Source organism: Pseudoalteromonas sp. Ps84H-4 (assembly GCF_024124645.1).
Taxonomy (GTDB): domain Bacteria; phylum Pseudomonadota; class Gammaproteobacteria; order Enterobacterales; family Alteromonadaceae; genus Pseudoalteromonas; species Pseudoalteromonas lipolytica_C.
In genome coordinates this window covers 38749-53370 of record NZ_JAMXSK010000002.1, presented here as the reverse complement: position 1 = coordinate 53370, position 14622 = coordinate 38749, and the positions used below count along the sequence as shown (strand labels likewise).

The 14622-nt window shown below is 39.9% G+C and carries 14 protein-coding genes and 1 tRNA gene; 3 read left to right on the top strand and 12 right to left on the bottom strand.

Annotation, left to right across the window (positions count from 1 at the left end; all coding sequences use genetic code 11):
- Positions 1-29 precede the first annotated feature (29 nt).
- A complete protein-coding gene (locus tag NH454_RS02725) occupies positions 30-188 on the bottom strand; it encodes a YqaE/Pmp3 family membrane protein (RefSeq protein ID WP_064971745.1) in 159 nt (52 codons plus the stop codon).
- A gap of 57 nt (positions 189-245) precedes the next feature.
- Positions 246-815 carry a BON domain-containing protein gene (locus NH454_RS02720; RefSeq protein ID WP_135922765.1) on the bottom strand — a complete coding sequence of 190 codons (570 nt, stop codon included), beginning with the start codon at positions 813-815 and terminating at the stop codon, positions 246-248.
- A gap of 329 nt (positions 816-1144) precedes the next feature.
- Here NH454_RS02720 and NH454_RS02715 point away from each other — a divergent pair, with 329 nt between their 5' ends.
- Positions 1145-1801 (top strand): LiaF domain-containing protein, encoded by a 657-nt coding sequence (locus NH454_RS02715; protein WP_138558023.1) that lies wholly within the window; start codon positions 1145-1147, stop codon positions 1799-1801.
- A 691-nt stretch (positions 1802-2492) separates the two neighbouring features.
- Here NH454_RS02715 and NH454_RS02710 read toward each other — a convergent pair.
- Both NH454_RS02710 and pmbA read right to left on the bottom strand, forming a co-directional pair.
- Positions 2493-2909, bottom strand: coding sequence for a VOC family protein (locus tag NH454_RS02710; protein WP_135922767.1), 417 nt, complete (start codon positions 2907-2909; stop codon positions 2493-2495).
- Positions 2910-3038: 129 nt separating this feature from the next.
- The gene (pmbA, locus tag NH454_RS02705) at positions 3039-4376 is read right to left on the bottom strand and encodes a metalloprotease PmbA (protein WP_253038162.1); all 1338 of its coding nucleotides are present in this window, start codon (positions 4374-4376) and stop codon (positions 3039-3041) included.
- 137 nt (positions 4377-4513) lie between these two features.
- On the opposite strand from pmbA, the gene yjgA reads away from it, so the two are divergent.
- The gene (gene yjgA / locus NH454_RS02700; protein WP_235384419.1) at positions 4514-5035 is read left to right on the top strand and encodes a ribosome biogenesis factor YjgA; all 522 of its coding nucleotides are present in this window, start codon (positions 4514-4516) and stop codon (positions 5033-5035) included.
- 533 nt (positions 5036-5568) lie between these two features.
- On the opposite strand, the gene NH454_RS02695 is transcribed toward yjgA, so the two are convergent.
- The 5 genes from NH454_RS02695 to NH454_RS02675 form a co-directional block, all read right to left on the bottom strand.
- Complete coding sequence (locus NH454_RS02695) at positions 5569-7641, bottom strand: M13-type metalloendopeptidase (RefSeq protein ID WP_135922771.1); 2073 nt, start codon at positions 7639-7641, stop codon at positions 5569-5571.
- A gap of 477 nt (positions 7642-8118) precedes the next feature.
- Complete coding sequence (locus NH454_RS02690) at positions 8119-8691, bottom strand: hypothetical protein (RefSeq protein WP_253038161.1); 573 nt, start codon at positions 8689-8691, stop codon at positions 8119-8121.
- Positions 8692-8695: 4 nt separating this feature from the next.
- Positions 8696-9199: a sigma-70 family RNA polymerase sigma factor gene (locus tag NH454_RS02685; protein ID WP_253038160.1), complete on the bottom strand. Its 504-nt coding sequence runs from the start codon at positions 9197-9199 to the stop codon at positions 8696-8698.
- 21 nt (positions 9200-9220) lie between these two features.
- Positions 9221-9928: a hypothetical protein gene (locus NH454_RS02680; RefSeq protein ID WP_253038159.1), complete on the bottom strand. Its 708-nt coding sequence runs from the start codon at positions 9926-9928 to the stop codon at positions 9221-9223.
- 250 nt (positions 9929-10178) lie between these two features.
- Positions 10179-10255, bottom strand: a tRNA-Ile gene (locus NH454_RS02675).
- A gap of 272 nt (positions 10256-10527) precedes the next feature.
- Between NH454_RS02675 and hemN the strand changes: the two genes are divergently transcribed.
- Entirely contained in the window at positions 10528-11901 is a 1374-nt protein-coding gene (gene hemN, locus NH454_RS02670; protein ID WP_253038158.1) for an oxygen-independent coproporphyrinogen III oxidase, read from the top strand.
- Positions 11902-11961: 60 nt separating this feature from the next.
- On the opposite strand, the gene NH454_RS02665 is transcribed toward hemN, so the two are convergent.
- From NH454_RS02665 to NH454_RS02655, 3 genes are all read right to left on the bottom strand, one after another.
- A complete protein-coding gene (locus tag NH454_RS02665) occupies positions 11962-12477 on the bottom strand; it encodes a DUF2489 domain-containing protein (RefSeq protein WP_135922776.1) in 516 nt (171 codons plus the stop codon).
- Positions 12474-13073, bottom strand: coding sequence for a Der GTPase-activating protein YihI (yihI, locus tag NH454_RS02660; RefSeq protein ID WP_135922777.1), 600 nt, complete (start codon positions 13071-13073; stop codon positions 12474-12476). The genes NH454_RS02665 and yihI overlap by 4 nt, the downstream gene beginning before the upstream one ends.
- Before the next feature lie 801 nt (positions 13074-13874).
- Positions 13875-14507, bottom strand: coding sequence for a c-type cytochrome (locus NH454_RS02655; protein ID WP_135922778.1), 633 nt, complete (start codon positions 14505-14507; stop codon positions 13875-13877).
- Positions 14508-14622: the final 115 nt, after the last annotated feature.

The window sequence follows — 14622 nt, the reverse complement described above, 5'->3', positions numbered from 1 at the left end:
TGACTCATCCTTGCTTATTAATGCGGTAATTATCGCTTAGCGATGATATACACAGCATGAATCAAACCTGGAATGTACCCTAATAAGGTTAAAAGAATATTAATCCAGAACTGCGCACCTAAACCTACCTGTAAAAATACGCCAAGAGGTGGAATTAAAACCGATAAAATAATACGTATTAAATCCATGACTCACTCCTTGAAATCTATTAGCCCAGCCAAAGCTGGGCTAATTTAGGCTTGCTGTTATTCAGCAACAATCGTTAATTCATCGATTACTTTGCGAACGTCTTCAGCGTTTTCAGCGATACTGATTGCTAATTGCTTTTCAGCATCAGACTCAACGGTACCTTTAAGTGTTACTACACCGTTATCGGTATCAACATCGATGTCTGTACCACCTACTTCTGAGTTAAATAAATAACGTGTTGTGATTACAGTACTGATTTTCGCATCTGTTAAATCGCTTTCAGTTGAATCAGCTTTATCTGCTTTCATTTTCTTAGCCTTCATGTTTTTAACAACCGTTAGTTTGTTATCAACAGAGCTAACGCCATCTAGGCTAAGAACAAGCTCTTCAGCAAGCTCTTTATCTAATTCACTATCAACTTTACCTGTAAGTACAACCTTGCCATTCGTTACATCAGTGTTGATGTCAAAGTTGTTAAGGTTTGTGTTCATAAGAAGCACAGTTTCTGCCTTACCATCAATCCAAGCATCTTTACTTTCATTTTCCCAACTGCTTGCCTGAGCTGACATACTTGCTGTTGCACCAATTACTAAAGCGGCAATCATAGATTTGTTAAAAGTGTTCATAATCTTCTCCTTTTGATTTAAGACACTTTTACTAATGCGACTATGATGCCAACTATTTATTTGTTTAATTTCAACACCTTAAACCCTCATTCAGCGACTATTTATATTCAATTCGGTAAAGATTTACAGGCTGCTCGGTAAGAAGTTCACTATGTTGCAAAAATAACCATTTAGTTGCTGATTTTATTAATCTGTGGTTAATTTAACTAAGTAACGTTGACACTACAAAACACAACATATTGATTTATAATAAAATAAAATTTGGCCTAAGCTTTGCTTTATAACGAATAACATAAAAATCACTTTGATAATCACAACAGGGAACTACCATGGCCGTTAAACTTGAAGATCGCCCACTCGATCAAGTAAGAGAAGAAGTAATTGATCAACTCATTTATAACTACAGTCATGCTGTTATTTCAGCTGAAGCATTTGAACGCCGCTTAGACCAAGCAATGGAAGCCACCAGCAACGAAGTACTCGTTGAACTTGTTGCTGACTTAGAGCTTAAAGCTGATATTGACTACAAATCGCAAAAGCATGCGCAATTTAAACCTCATTATGGCCACAGCAGCGATAACGAAAGTCTGCAGCTTCGTAGCATTTTGGGTTCAAATGAGCGCAGCGGCCAGTGGGTAGTGCCAAAAGAAATCCACCTTACAAACTGCTTAGGTTCAATTGAGCTCGATTTTAGCGAAGCGATTTTCCAGCACCAACATGTCACTATTTACGTGAACTGTATTTTAGGTAACGACGAAATCTATGTGCCAGAACATGTCAATGTGGTATCAAAGCTGTTCAGTGTTATTGGCAGTGTAGAGAACAGATCAGTCGCCTTAAATAAAGGCCAAGGCCCAACCATCACCATTGAAGGTAATGTATGGCTAGGCTCAGTCGAGATTTCAGTTAAACGTACCATGAAAGAAAAGTTCATCAGCTTTGCCAACAGTCTAAAAGCCAGTTGGAAAGAGATGAATAAGATGTAGTAAAAGTTGCGAGTTGCGATTATGTTAATGTAGGTCGTCATTTATGGCGACAAGATATTGCATACGTTTCACCAATGACGCGCTAAAGCACGACCTACTAGAATGCGCGCGAAATAAATTTCACGCCTACATCGAAGATCTAATCGTACAAAGAGGGTAAGAGGCGCTTCGCTTAAGAGAAAACTCAGTTCTCTTCCTCTATGCTCTCTGTGTTCTCTGTGGTTAGAAAAAAGATCTTTAATTCACGAAGAGGACAAGAGGCGCTGCGATTTAGAGAAAACAAAAAACACAATTATCACTTCCTCATTCTCTTCTCATTCACTTCTCTTTGTGCAAAACATATTTGAACCACAGAGAGCACAGAGGCGCTGCGCGCTACACAGAGAAAACCAAATTAATACAAAGAGAATGACTAGAGCCTGTCCTTCTCTACCTCTGTGTCCTCTGTGTCCTCTGTAGTTAGAAAAAAGATCTTTAATTCACAAAGAGGACAAGAGGCGCTGCGCTTTAGAGAAAACAAAAAACACAATTATCACTTCCTCATTCTCTTCTCATTCACTTCTCTTTGTGCAAATTTTTTAAAACATATTGAACCACAGAGAAAAGCAAGTTATTACTTTCTCATTCTCTTCTCTTTGTGCATATATTTTTCTCGACCTTCTAGTGCTCGGCTAAAAGCTGACTGCTCTAGCTACAAGTCATTATTCCTTTCACTCGGTATATCACTGAAATACTCTACAAACTCAACTTCAAAACCTGCGGGATCGATAAAATATACATTTTTACGATACGGGTTTTCTGGACCCTGTTTATCTATTTCATAACCAGCGTCAACCAAGCGTTCAATTACGGCATTAATATCGTTTGTCACATAAGCAAAATGAGCAAGGCCCACTTGGTGCCCTGCTAAATCACGGTTTTCGTCTTCACCGTTATCGCTCAGAGCAAGATATTGGTAATCATCACCAAAGTGCAGCCATTTGCGCGGTTTGCCTGACCATGTGCTATCACCTTGGCTACGCACCCGCCAATGCGGGAACGCAGCTTTATAAAAGTGCAGCATGGCATCAACATTACTAACAACAAGGTTTACGTGCTCTAAATACATGGTAGTTTTCCTTTTTATTTTTAAACTGCCAGCAAGATAAAACCTCAAGTTAAGTTCAGGTAAAGCACTTTTTCAAATAAAAAAGCCCCACAAACGTGAGGCTTTAAATATTGAGTAGTTATTGATGAATCAGCTACCAGCAACCTGCATTTGTTCAATCAATACAGAGCCGGTTTGAATACCGCCACGGCGCTCGATATCACCACCTAAACCGACTACCGCTTTAAACATATCTTTTAAGTTACCAGCAATTGTGATTTCACTGACTGGGTATTGGATTTCGCCATTCTCAACCCAGAAGCCCGCCGCGCCACGTGAGTAATCACCCGTTACAGTGTTCACACCTTGACCCATAAGCTCGGTTACTAGTAAACCTGTGCCCATAGTTTTTAAGAGTGCTTTTAAGTCAGCATGAGTTTGCTCAACTAACCAATTATGAATACCACCAGCATGCCCCGTTGGTGTCATAGACAGTTTACGTGCAGCGTAGCTTGCTAATAGATATGTTTGAAGCTCACCACCTTGAATAATTTCACGGTCGATAGTTTTTAACCCTTCCGAGTCGAATGGTGAAGACGCTAAGCCTTTTAATAAATGTGGACGCTCAGAAATATTTACACAATCACTAAATACTTTTGTGCCTAAACTATCCAGTAGGAAGCTTGATTTACGGTAAAGTGCACCACCACCAATCGCAGACACTAAATGACCGAATAGTGAATTGGCAATATCTGCTCTGAAGATAACTGGCACTTTCATGGTACCTAGCTTTTGACTATTAAGCTTAGCCAATGTTTCTGTTGCCGCTTCGAGGCCTACTTTTGCAGCATCGTTTAAATCATCTTTATGTCGCGCTACGGTATAAGCAGAATCGCGCTGCATTTGCTCGCCATCTTTACCAATCACCATGGTGCTAATGCTATGACGTGTGCGCGGGTAACCTGCAATCATGCCATGGCTGTTGCCATAAACACGCAAACCTTGGTGAGAAGAAAAACTCGCACCGTCTGAATTTACAATACGCTCATCGGCGTTTAGTGCCGCCAGCTCTGCTTGATGGCAAAGCTCAATACCTTGCTCTGGGCTTACTTCCCACGGGTGATACAGATCTAAATCAAGTGGTGCGAATTCAAGCAGTTCTTTATCAGCGATACCATTGTATGGATCATCTGAAGTGAATTTAGCAATATCAATGGCTTTTTCGACCACTGTACGTAATGTTTTAGGGTTTAAATCAGCCGTTGAAGCAGAGCCTTTGTTATTCCCCACATAAACACTAATACCTAAGCCACCGTCTTGGTTAAACTCTATTGTTTCAACTTCGCCCATGCGCGTACTAACAGACAAACCTGACGTGCTCGACATCGCCGCTTCTGCAGCAGTAGCACCCAACTTTTTTGCATGCTCAAGTACTTCGCTTACCGCGTCTTTCACTTCAGAAATGTGTTGATAAATAGGATCTTTCATCTTGTGTGTCCTAGGTTCTGATATTTTTTATAGTGTAGCGAATGCTAACACACTGCGAGACGTGCATCAGCTAATATTAATCATTAACTAAATGACGTATAATAGCGAATAGTTAAGTTTACTGAATGAGCATCCTTATGGCGAAGAAGAAAAAGCCACTTATCGAAGAAGAAATTATTTACGTATCAAAAAGCGAGTTAAAACGTGAAGCCATGCAATATCATGGTTTGGGTGCTGAAATCGCGAAAATGCCGAAAAAGCAACGCGATCGCTTACCACTCAATCACGATTTAAAAGAAGCCCTTGTTGTTTCTGATAAAGTAAGTGATAAGAGCGATGCTTACCGTCGTAACTTAAACTATATCGCAAAAGTATTACGTACTACTGAAAACGTTGATGAAATCCAAGCGATGATCGATATTATGCTCAACAAAAACAACCAAGCGGATGTTTTGATGAACAAAATCGAAACGCTACGTGATGATTTAATCAAACAAGGTGACGATCTGATCAATTCAACAATTGATCAATACCCTTCTCTTGAGCGCCAAAAAATGCGCCAGTTAGTACGCAGCGCCGCAAAAGAAGTGAAAGCTGAAAAACCAGCCAAAGCGTACAAAGAGTTATTCCAGTATCTTAAAGATGCGATTATGATTTAATTTCCTTCGTGCGAAATAAATATCACGCCTACAGCAAAGACATTTAATCGCACAAAGAGATTGTGAGACGCTTCGCTTTAGAGGGAAACAAAATATTTTTTGGTTTCCTCATTCACTTCTCTTTGTGAAAAACATATTTGAACCACAGAGAAAACCAAATTATCACAAAGAGATCATGAGACGCTGCGCTTTAGAGAAAGTAAAAAATGATCTTGTGGTTCCCTCATTCTTTTCTCATTCACTTTTCTTTGTGCAAACAGACTTCGGTAATTTTCACAAAGAGGCCAAGAGACGCAGCGCTAAAGAGAAATAAATTAAGATATCTTTTTGGTTTACTCTTTCTCTTCTCATTCACTTCTCTTTGTGAATATATTTTTGCACGACTTTCTAGCGCTCACCACCATAACAGCAAATGAACGCAGTACTAACATACCCCATTAGTTCAGCTTCAAACTGACGGCTAAAAGCTTTCTGCTCCTAAAACAAAAAAGGCTCTGAGCGTTCACTCAGAGCCTTTTTAAATCGATAATCAATTACCAGATTTTTACGCGATCTTCTGGTTTGATATACATCTTATCACCTTCTTTCACATCAAACGCCTGATAGAATTCTGGCATGTTTGAAAGAATACCGATTACACGGTAGTGGCTTGGTGAATGAGGGTCTGTCATTAGGCGGTTACGTAACTCTTCGTCACGGTATTTACGACGCCAAATTTGTGACCATCCCATGAAGAAACGTTGATCACCCGTGTAACCATCAATCACAGGCGCTTTTTCATCACCAAGTGATAATTGGTAAGCAGTATAGGCAACAGTTAAGCCGCCTAAGTCACCAATATTTTCACCTAATGTTAGCTCACCATTTACGCTAGCATCTTCAAACGGCTTATATTCATTATACTGAGCAACTAGCTGACCTGTGCGCTCTTCAAACTGTTTAAGGTCTGATTCGCTCCACCAGTTACGTAAGTTTCCGTCACCATCGTATTTCGCACCTTGGTCATCAAAACCGTGACCAAGTTCGTGGCCGATTACCGCACCGATTGCACCGTAGTTAACAGCGTCATCAGCTTCAAGGTTAAAGAATGGCGGTTGTAAGATAGCCGCAGGGAATACGATTTCGTTGTTCACTGGGTTGTAGTAAGCGTTTACTGTTTGTGGTGTCATGTGCCACTCAGAGCGATCAACTGGCTTACCTAGTTTAGCAATCATATCGGCATACTCCCATTCGCTGTGGCGAATGTAATTACCGACTAAATCATCGCTTTTAACTTCAAGTGCTGAGTAGTCTTTCCATTTATCTGGGTAACCGATTTTTGGTGTGAACTTATCAAGCTTTTCTTTTGCAGCGATTTTTGTTTCTGGGCTCATCCACTCAAGGTTTTCAATCGCAACTGCGTAACCTCTAATTACGTTATCAACCAACTCTTCCATACGCGCTTTCGCTTCAGGTGGGAAGTTATCTTTAACGTATACTTTACCAAGCATTTCACCTAATACACCGTTTGATGCATCAACTGCTTTTTTCCAAAGCGGAGATTGCTCAGTCACACCACGAAGCGTTGTGCTGTAAAAATCAAAGTTAAGATCTACAAGCTCTTTATCTAATAGTGCAGCGTAGTTACTCACAAAGTGGAACTTAAGGTAATTCTGCCAAGTTGCTAAGTCTGTATCCTTGTAGATACCTGCAAATTTTTCTAAGTAACTAGGTTGGCGAATGATTACCTCTTCAGTTTTGATACCTGACGCATCAAGGTAAGCTGCAAAGTCAAAGTCGCCAGTAAGTTTGTTAGCATCTGCAACGCTCATCTTGTTGTAAGATTTAGTAGCATCACGACTTTCAACTCGGCTCCACTGCGCATCAGCAATGCTTGTTTCAAGATCAATAATAGCTTTAGCCGCAGATTCTGCATCTGCTACACCCGCTTTACTTAAGATAGCTGTAACGTATGCTTGGTAAGCTTCACGAATTTTTGTGAATTTTTCATCGTCTTTTAAGTAATAATCACGATCTGGTAAACCTAAACCAGACTGATAAACATACATCGCGTATTCGCTCGAGTTTTTTGCATCATTATTGACATAATAACCAAATGGTAAGCTACCACCTTTAATGCGAAGTTCAGCCATTAAAGCAACAAGCTCAGGCTTGCTCTTTACTGCATCAACGCTTGCAAGTACTGGCGTTAATGGTTTGATACCAGCCGCTTCACGGCCTGCTTCATCCATATAGCTGTTATAGAACGCCGCTAACTTAGCTTCATCTGACCCCGGTTTAACATTAGTGTTTGCCGCTGCCTTTTCTAGCACTTCTTTCATCGCTTTTTGCGAATCATCGTAAAGCTGAGTGAATGAACCATAGTTTGATTTATCACCCGGAATTTCTGTTTTTTCTAACCATTCGCCGTTTACGTGATAGTAAAAGTCATCTTGTGCGCGAACAGACTTGTCCATGTTCGCCAGTTCAATACCTGAATTTAAAGGTGCTTTTGCTTCAGTGACGGCCGCAGTTGCTGGTGCTTTAGTTTCTTGTTCTTTTTCACCACAACCAACAAGACCGAGGGCTAGTGCAATACTTGCCGCGGTAAGTGTTACTTTTTTCATGGGAGTCCCGTACTAATTATTTTTTGATGTATTTATCGAAAAACTAGCAAACCTAATTAATCATTAGTTTTTCGCTTTCTCCATAATAAACCTCTCAAGCAAAACAATAAAACCGAATATGTAACAATTCTTATCAAAAAAAGATAAGCGGCATATCTGAGCGGTGGAAGGGAGAAAAGCGATAAGGTGAAGACCGTAATGGAATTCCTAACAACTCACCAGCGTATATTTCGCAAGTCGAAGTCGTTATGAGCCGACGTTTTCACACATCAGCTTTTTAATTAGATGAAGCTTTCTTAAGCTGTGCAATCCCCCAAAAAAGCACCCCAGCCCCCGTGCATGATAAGAAAAAGAACAAACCCAAGCCGACAGGCGATCCCCAAAACAAAATACTGTATAAAACTTCCATTTCTATATCCTTTATTATTATTTGAATAACACGTTATATAGGTTTTAGGAACGGCTCGTCAAGAAGCATTATCCACGCATTGCTTGAATACTCTCTAGCGCTTTAGCAAGCTGTGCTCTTAGTTTTTTATAACGTATATAAACAGCCAGTACGATAATGCCATTAATACCAAGCTGGATAAGCCATAGGCTGTATGTTTTAAACATAACCATATTAAACAAGGCAACGATCAGCAAAGCGCACCAAAGAACAACGCAGCCAATAAAACTCACATGCCAGTAATGAACTTGGTGCTTCAGCTGATTCTCTTTAAAATTAAGCATTGCATTGACATCTAGCGTTTCTGCTCGCCAAAGCTTTCGTCTTAAATGGTATGACCAAATCCCAAAACCTAAAGGAATAGGTACTAATAGCGCAAACATAATGGTTTCATAGGTATTTTTTGCCTCAAACAACATGGCGTAAATACAAAATACGGTTACCACAATACCTAAAAGTGAGTCGATTAACCCTTTTAACTTTAACTTAGTTCGCGACTTTTGCGTTTGTGCAATTAACGCCGCGCTATCCACTTTCGGGGTTGCCTGCACGAATGCCTGCTGCCACTTGGCTAATTGATCATCTGCTTCGAATTTATCCACTTTATTACTCCATTAGGCTCGCAAGTTGCTGTCTTGCTCTACTTACACGTTTAGCAACTGCATCTTCAGACAATCCCAGCGTTTGAGCTATCTCATTTTGATTAAACCCTTCAAGCTGCAAAGCAAGCACCTGCCGGTATTTCAGTGCTAATTTACGAAGGGCGGCCATTAAATCTAAACTGTCGTCTGGTGATTTATGTGCACTTAAGGCGTGGGTGTAATTAATACTTTCAGAGCTTGCCATCTCTTTACGGTTTTGCTCTTTAATCACATGATCAACCGCTTTATTGTGAGCTATTCGGGCAATATAGGTTTTCATGCTGGCATCACCTCGAAAGGCAATATCGGGAGATGAGCCGCTACTTTCAAAAGCGCGCCAAACAGCCAGCGACATCTCTTGAATGAGCTCATCTTGCAGCGCTTGGTTTATCTCGTAGGTTGCAGCAACACGCGCCAACAACGGCGCGTATTCATTCAGCAACGAGTTTATTTGAACGTCAGCTTTCACTGTACTTCCATGTTTTTATTATTATTTGAACAAGCGATTATAGGCACAAAAGAAGGTACATGCTAATACAGGCCCCACCAATAGCATAGGTAAAAGACTATAAGGGGCAACAAAGGTAACAAGCATATTAATCAAACAAAGCATGCTTAATGGTTTAATCACCGTTAATGCGGTTGTAATACTTTCTTTTACAGCTGAAATAAGCGAAGCATTATTTAAAAGTAACAGGGGCACCACAAACATAAGCAGCATATTTATAGGGACAATTGATACAAACATAACCCCTACGCGCCAGCGCTCAACATCAACAAATTGACCAGACAATAATACCGATAACTGCTCACTACCGATCAAAGCACTGCCAACAGCAAATTGCACCAGCGCCAGTAAAATACCCACAACAGACCAAATCGCAACCCTGCCCCACTTCGCCCATGTTGCATTGTACCTAAATGAAAATCTCTGGTTATTATTCAGGTTAAACAACAAAGGCCATACCGTTGCCATAAGCATAGGCGCTAACCATTTTGATACGGTTAAACCAGTAGGTGCAGGCAATAGTTGCACCACACCAGGTACAATAGCGAACAGCGTCATAAGTAAAAAAAGTTTAAAGGGTGCTTTTTTAAATAGCCGCCACCCTTCTTTTAACCAAAGAGCAGCATCACTAAATGGTGCGCTCATTGAATCAAGTTTTAGCGTATTCATAGTTGAGGTTGTAATCGTCATGAGTTTGTCCTTTTCGTAAAAATAGATACACAAGACACTGCCTATCGCTACCACCAAATAGAACAACTTCGTGTCATTTGCAGCTATAGACGAGACAAACTCTAAAAACCTGACAAAATATTTTAAAAAAAATAAAAATATTTTTTATTTCGTTGAATTTTAAGGATAAAAAAGAGGTGGAACAAAAGTGGAACACAATTGCTAAAAATAGATATAAGCTTTTGATTTTTGGATTTTTACAGTAAGAAAATGGTGGCCCCTCCCAGACTTGAACTGGGGACCTAACGATTATGAGTCGTGTGCTCTAACCAACTGAGCTAAGGGGCCATTGTATTAGCTTTTGCTAATTGTGAGATGCGTTTAGGAGGATTAACTCACTAAAGCGGGTTGCAGTATAAAAAGTTTTTGTAACCTTGTCACTAGCAAAACTCTTTATTTTAAAAATCCTTAAACTATTTGCTCAAATAGTAAACTCTTTGTTTTTTCAACGACCTTAAAGCATGTCGATTGATTTCTAGCCTCCGACATTGTTCTAGATCAAATAGCTAAATCACTAAACTCGTTAAAATAACCGCTCAATCAATTGCGGAGTGCTGACTGTGATAAATTTACCAAGCTGGGATCAATCTTTGATCAATAAATACAATATTTCAGGGCCAAGATATACATCTTACCCCACTGCGTTGTCTCTAGCTGATGGTTATAACCAACAAGATATGATTAACGCGATTGCGGCATCGAAAAGCCGTTCTTTATCGTTGTATATCCATATCCCTTTTTGCAGTCAGCTTTGTTATTACTGTGGTTGTAATAAGGTGATCACTCGTCATCAGTCTAAAGCCGATTTATACCTCGATAATTTAGCGCTTGAGATTGCTGAGCAGGCAACGCTTTTTGCTGATTATAACGTTGAGCAACTGCATTTAGGGGGTGGTACGCCAACGTTTTTATCTGCAGAGCAAATGAGCCGCTTAATGACGTTAGTTGAGCAGCATTTTAATTTTGCTGATGATGCCGAGCGCGGAATTGAGATTGACCCTCGCTCTTTAGCTGATGGCATGTTAGTACATCTACGTAAGCTTGGCTTCAATCGTGTCTCGTTTGGTATTCAAGATTTTAATGATGCTGTACAGCTGGCGGTTAATCGTCCGCAAAGCGTGCAGTCAGTAAAAGGTTTAATTAGCGAGGCTCGTGAGCTTGGCTTTAAATCAATTAATGCTGATATGATTTACGGTTTGCCATTACAGACACCTGAAAGCTTTAAAGAGACGATTGCACAGCTGATTGAGCTAAATCCTGACCGAGTGTCTGTGTTTAATTACGCTCATTTACCAGATAGATTTGCAGCGCAACGTAAAATTAAAGACGCTGACTTACCTTCTGCTGGCGATAAACTTACTATGTTCAAAAATACACTTGAGCAAATGTTAGCGGCGGGCTATCAGTTTATCGGTATGGATCACTTTGCTCGTAAGGATAATGAACTAGCGATTGCCCAAAACGCAGGTCAATTACACCGTAATTTCCAAGGTTACACAACGCATGGCCAATGTGACTTATTAGGTTTGGGTGTGTCATCTATTTCGCAAATAGGCAATGCCATTTTACAAAACGAAAAAGAGTTAAAGCACTATTACAAAGCCGTGCAAGAAGGCTTTGGCAATGCAGTATGTAAAGGTGTCGCTCTCACTGATGACGATACTTTACGTGCAGCAGTGATCAAACAATTGATCTGCCAGTTTGAGCTGGATATTCCCTCAATCGAAAAACAGTTTAATATCAACTTTGCCAGCTATTTCTGTGAGGCATTGCAAGCACTGGACCCATTACTAGCTGATGGCTTGGTGTCTGTTAGCCAAAATAAGATCACAGTAACAGCCCGCGGTAATTTATTTATTCGTATTATTTGTATGTGCTTTGATGCGCACCTACAACAACAAATAAAGCAAACTCGTTTCTCACGAGTAATTTAACAACAAAAAGCAGAGCCTAGGCTCTGCTGTTTAATTAGCTTAATTCAACGATACGTCGGCTTAATTAAATACTACGTTTTCGCTGCCTGGAGCTGCTTTAAACTCTTCAATGATACGTGCGCAATCGGCTTTAATCTCATCGCTATGCTGCTCTTCAGCACGCCAACGAGTGGTGTCCATTTTAAAGATCTCTTTTTTAGAGTACTTTTTACGGGCATCGTGCGTTGGCATGTCTTTTACAACTTCGTACATTTTGAATATGCCTGGGTAGCGCTCACTTAACTCAAACTCTTCTGCAAAGCTGTATTGAGAGATCAGCACCCAAATGCGTAGACAGCCTTCTGAGAACTCACATTGCTCTTCATTCATCGCACGGGCAATTAAATGAATGCTGTCGGCTAACTTTGCATTACGCTTTGCTTTTGAGTCAGCAAGCTTTAGCGCATACTCAGCTTTTTTCTTAGCGATAAGCTTATTTTGCTCTTTTAGTTTATACAGAAGTTGTCCTGCATAAAACGCAAGTCCTGCGATAATTGCCGCACCAATAACTATGGCAATAATCAAGGGTATGCTCATCGTTCATCCTCATCTTCGTCATCTAACCATTCGTTTGCTAGGTCATCAGATAAGTACTTATCGAAGTCAGATTCACCTTCATCGTATGAATCATCTTCAAAGTCATCTTCGTACTCGTCTTCGTCTTCAATACCTAGCAGTTCACATAACTCTTGGTGACGTGCGATACGACTATTGAAGTACTTAGCATCTTTACCTGTTAACAGCTCACCACGTTCGTGACGCTCAACAAGCTTTAATAAGCGCTCATCATTTTCTAATGCTTCTAGCTCTTGCTCTGGTGTTAGCTCTGGCTCATTAACTTTCTTAAGCTCAACCATTGGTTTTAAGTTACGTTTCATTTCAACTTTTGGTTCAGCTTTAGGCGCAACTAATGAAACTGGCTTTTTGCTACCAACACGTTTATCTTTCGGTTGGTTATTAGCCTTTGTGTTCTCTCCCTTTTGCACGTCAGGGGCGTTTCGAGAACCTGGTTTAGCACCTTTGGTCTTTTTAACTCGCTGCTCCTTCAACGCTCGCATCTCTCTAAGTTTTTCTTTACTCAGACGTACCGGGCCATTTGATGGAATTTTACGCGACTTTTTCTTTCTACTCATATCTTGATCGTCTCACTTAAGAGGTTGTGCACAACACCTTTAGCGGCATTGTAATGCTGGCATAACCAGAAGAATTCGGTGTGCGGATGTGGTTTGTCAACATGACGAACTGCGCACTTTTCATACTCTCATATCAATCGTGTTAAGTTATTTAGCAGCTAAATATTTAAGTCGATTGGTATTAGTACAAACGGTGGCTATTGTAACAGGACAAATAAAAAGGCGGTAGAGAAAACATCTCTACCGCCTACTAATCTGAGCGCCAATAATTTGGACACTTCTCCCTTCGACTTTTAGTCTTTATTATTTTTATTATTATTTTTTATCCATTTTGTTATTTTTAAACCTTCCGTGTAGCATTCCATTTTGTTTTTATTATTAAACTTCCGTGAGCTTTTATTATTCTCGGTCAATCCTGACACTTTTTTGTTATTTCCTTTAGTACATCAAACGATGTAACCCCCTAAAGATTTGCCGCAATCACTTTCCTTATTGCTTTGTCCTTGTTGTTTTTATTGTCTCAGCGACAGTGGTTAATTTACTCATTAATAATTTTGTTACAACTAATTTATATAACTTTTCTTACAGTCAAAAGATTAAAAAACGACAATTACCTTTTAAAACAATTCGTTATATTATAAAAAAAAATAAAAATAAGATTTAGCTCACATTGAAGTGTGGGCAATGTCTCACAAGGAAGTAAGAAATTTCGATGAGATAAATATGAAAAAAAGCAGCTTGCGCTGCTTTTTTTACAATTTGTACACTTTAATGCCAATATTTACATTCGGCAATCAGACTTTAGTGTAAGCCACCTAAGTATTTTGAAAGAACTTCGATGTCTTTGTCTGTTAATTTTTTAGCGATGTCTTGCATCATGCCGTTTAGGTCATTATTGCGTGTACCATCACGGAATTTTTCAAGTTGAGACTTGATGTATTCTGGGTGTTGGAACGAAATTTTTGGGAATTTAGCAAGTGATGTACCGTTACCACGAGGACCGTGACACGCAGCACATGCTGGAATACCACGCTCTGCATCACCGGCTTTATAAAGCTGCTGACCCACTTCTACTACATCTTTAGGTGTTGAACCTTCAGACATATTTAAAGAAGAGAAGTAAGCTGCTAGGTCTTTCATGTCTTGATCGCTAAGCGGCATAGCCATACCACTCATTACTGGATCCATACGGCCTTCTTTGCCGCCAGACGTCATACCTAATTTAAACTCTTGTAATTGTTTATAGATATAATCTGCGTGTTGGCCTGCAATTTTAGGGTAGATATTAACCGGTGCATTACCGTCTGGGCCGTGACAGGCCGCACACGTTGCCGATTTCTCTTTACCTGCGTTTACATCGCCATCAAATGCTGTTGCGTTGCTTGCTGACAACGTTCCAAGCAATATAGTTAAAGATAGTGCTATTTTTTTCATGGTGAATTCTCTGTTTCCGACCCTGTATCATCTACAATATGGATGTTGTGATTTCTATATTCTACACGATAATAAATTCTCTGGCACGTTTTCTGCCCACTTTAAGCTCATAATT

Coding starts and splice junctions, on each gene's coding strand:
- NH454_RS02680 (WP_253038159.1), bottom strand. CDS start 9,928: ATGACGATTACAACCTCAACTATGAATACGCTAAAACTTGATTCAATG.
- NH454_RS02665 (WP_135922776.1), bottom strand. CDS start 12,477: ATGAGCATACCCTTGATTATTGCCATAGTTATTGGTGCGGCAATTATC.
- NH454_RS02655 (WP_135922778.1), bottom strand. CDS start 14,507: ATGAAAAAAATAGCACTATCTTTAACTATATTGCTTGGAACGTTGTCA.
- NH454_RS02725 (WP_064971745.1), bottom strand. CDS start 188: ATGGATTTAATACGTATTATTTTATCGGTTTTAATTCCACCTCTTGGC.
- NH454_RS02695 (WP_135922771.1), bottom strand. CDS start 7,641: ATGAAAAAAGTAACACTTACCGCGGCAAGTATTGCACTAGCCCTCGGT.
- NH454_RS02720 (WP_135922765.1), bottom strand. CDS start 815: ATGAACACTTTTAACAAATCTATGATTGCCGCTTTAGTAATTGGTGCA.
- pmbA (WP_253038162.1), bottom strand. CDS start 4,376: ATGAAAGATCCTATTTATCAACACATTTCTGAAGTGAAAGACGCGGTA.
- yihI (WP_135922777.1), bottom strand. CDS start 13,073: ATGAGTAGAAAGAAAAAGTCGCGTAAAATTCCATCAAATGGCCCGGTA.
- yjgA (WP_235384419.1), top strand. CDS start 4,514: ATGGCGAAGAAGAAAAAGCCACTTATCGAAGAAGAAATTATTTACGTA.
- NH454_RS02710 (WP_135922767.1), bottom strand. CDS start 2,909: ATGTATTTAGAGCACGTAAACCTTGTTGTTAGTAATGTTGATGCCATG.
- NH454_RS02715 (WP_138558023.1), top strand. CDS start 1,145: ATGGCCGTTAAACTTGAAGATCGCCCACTCGATCAAGTAAGAGAAGAA.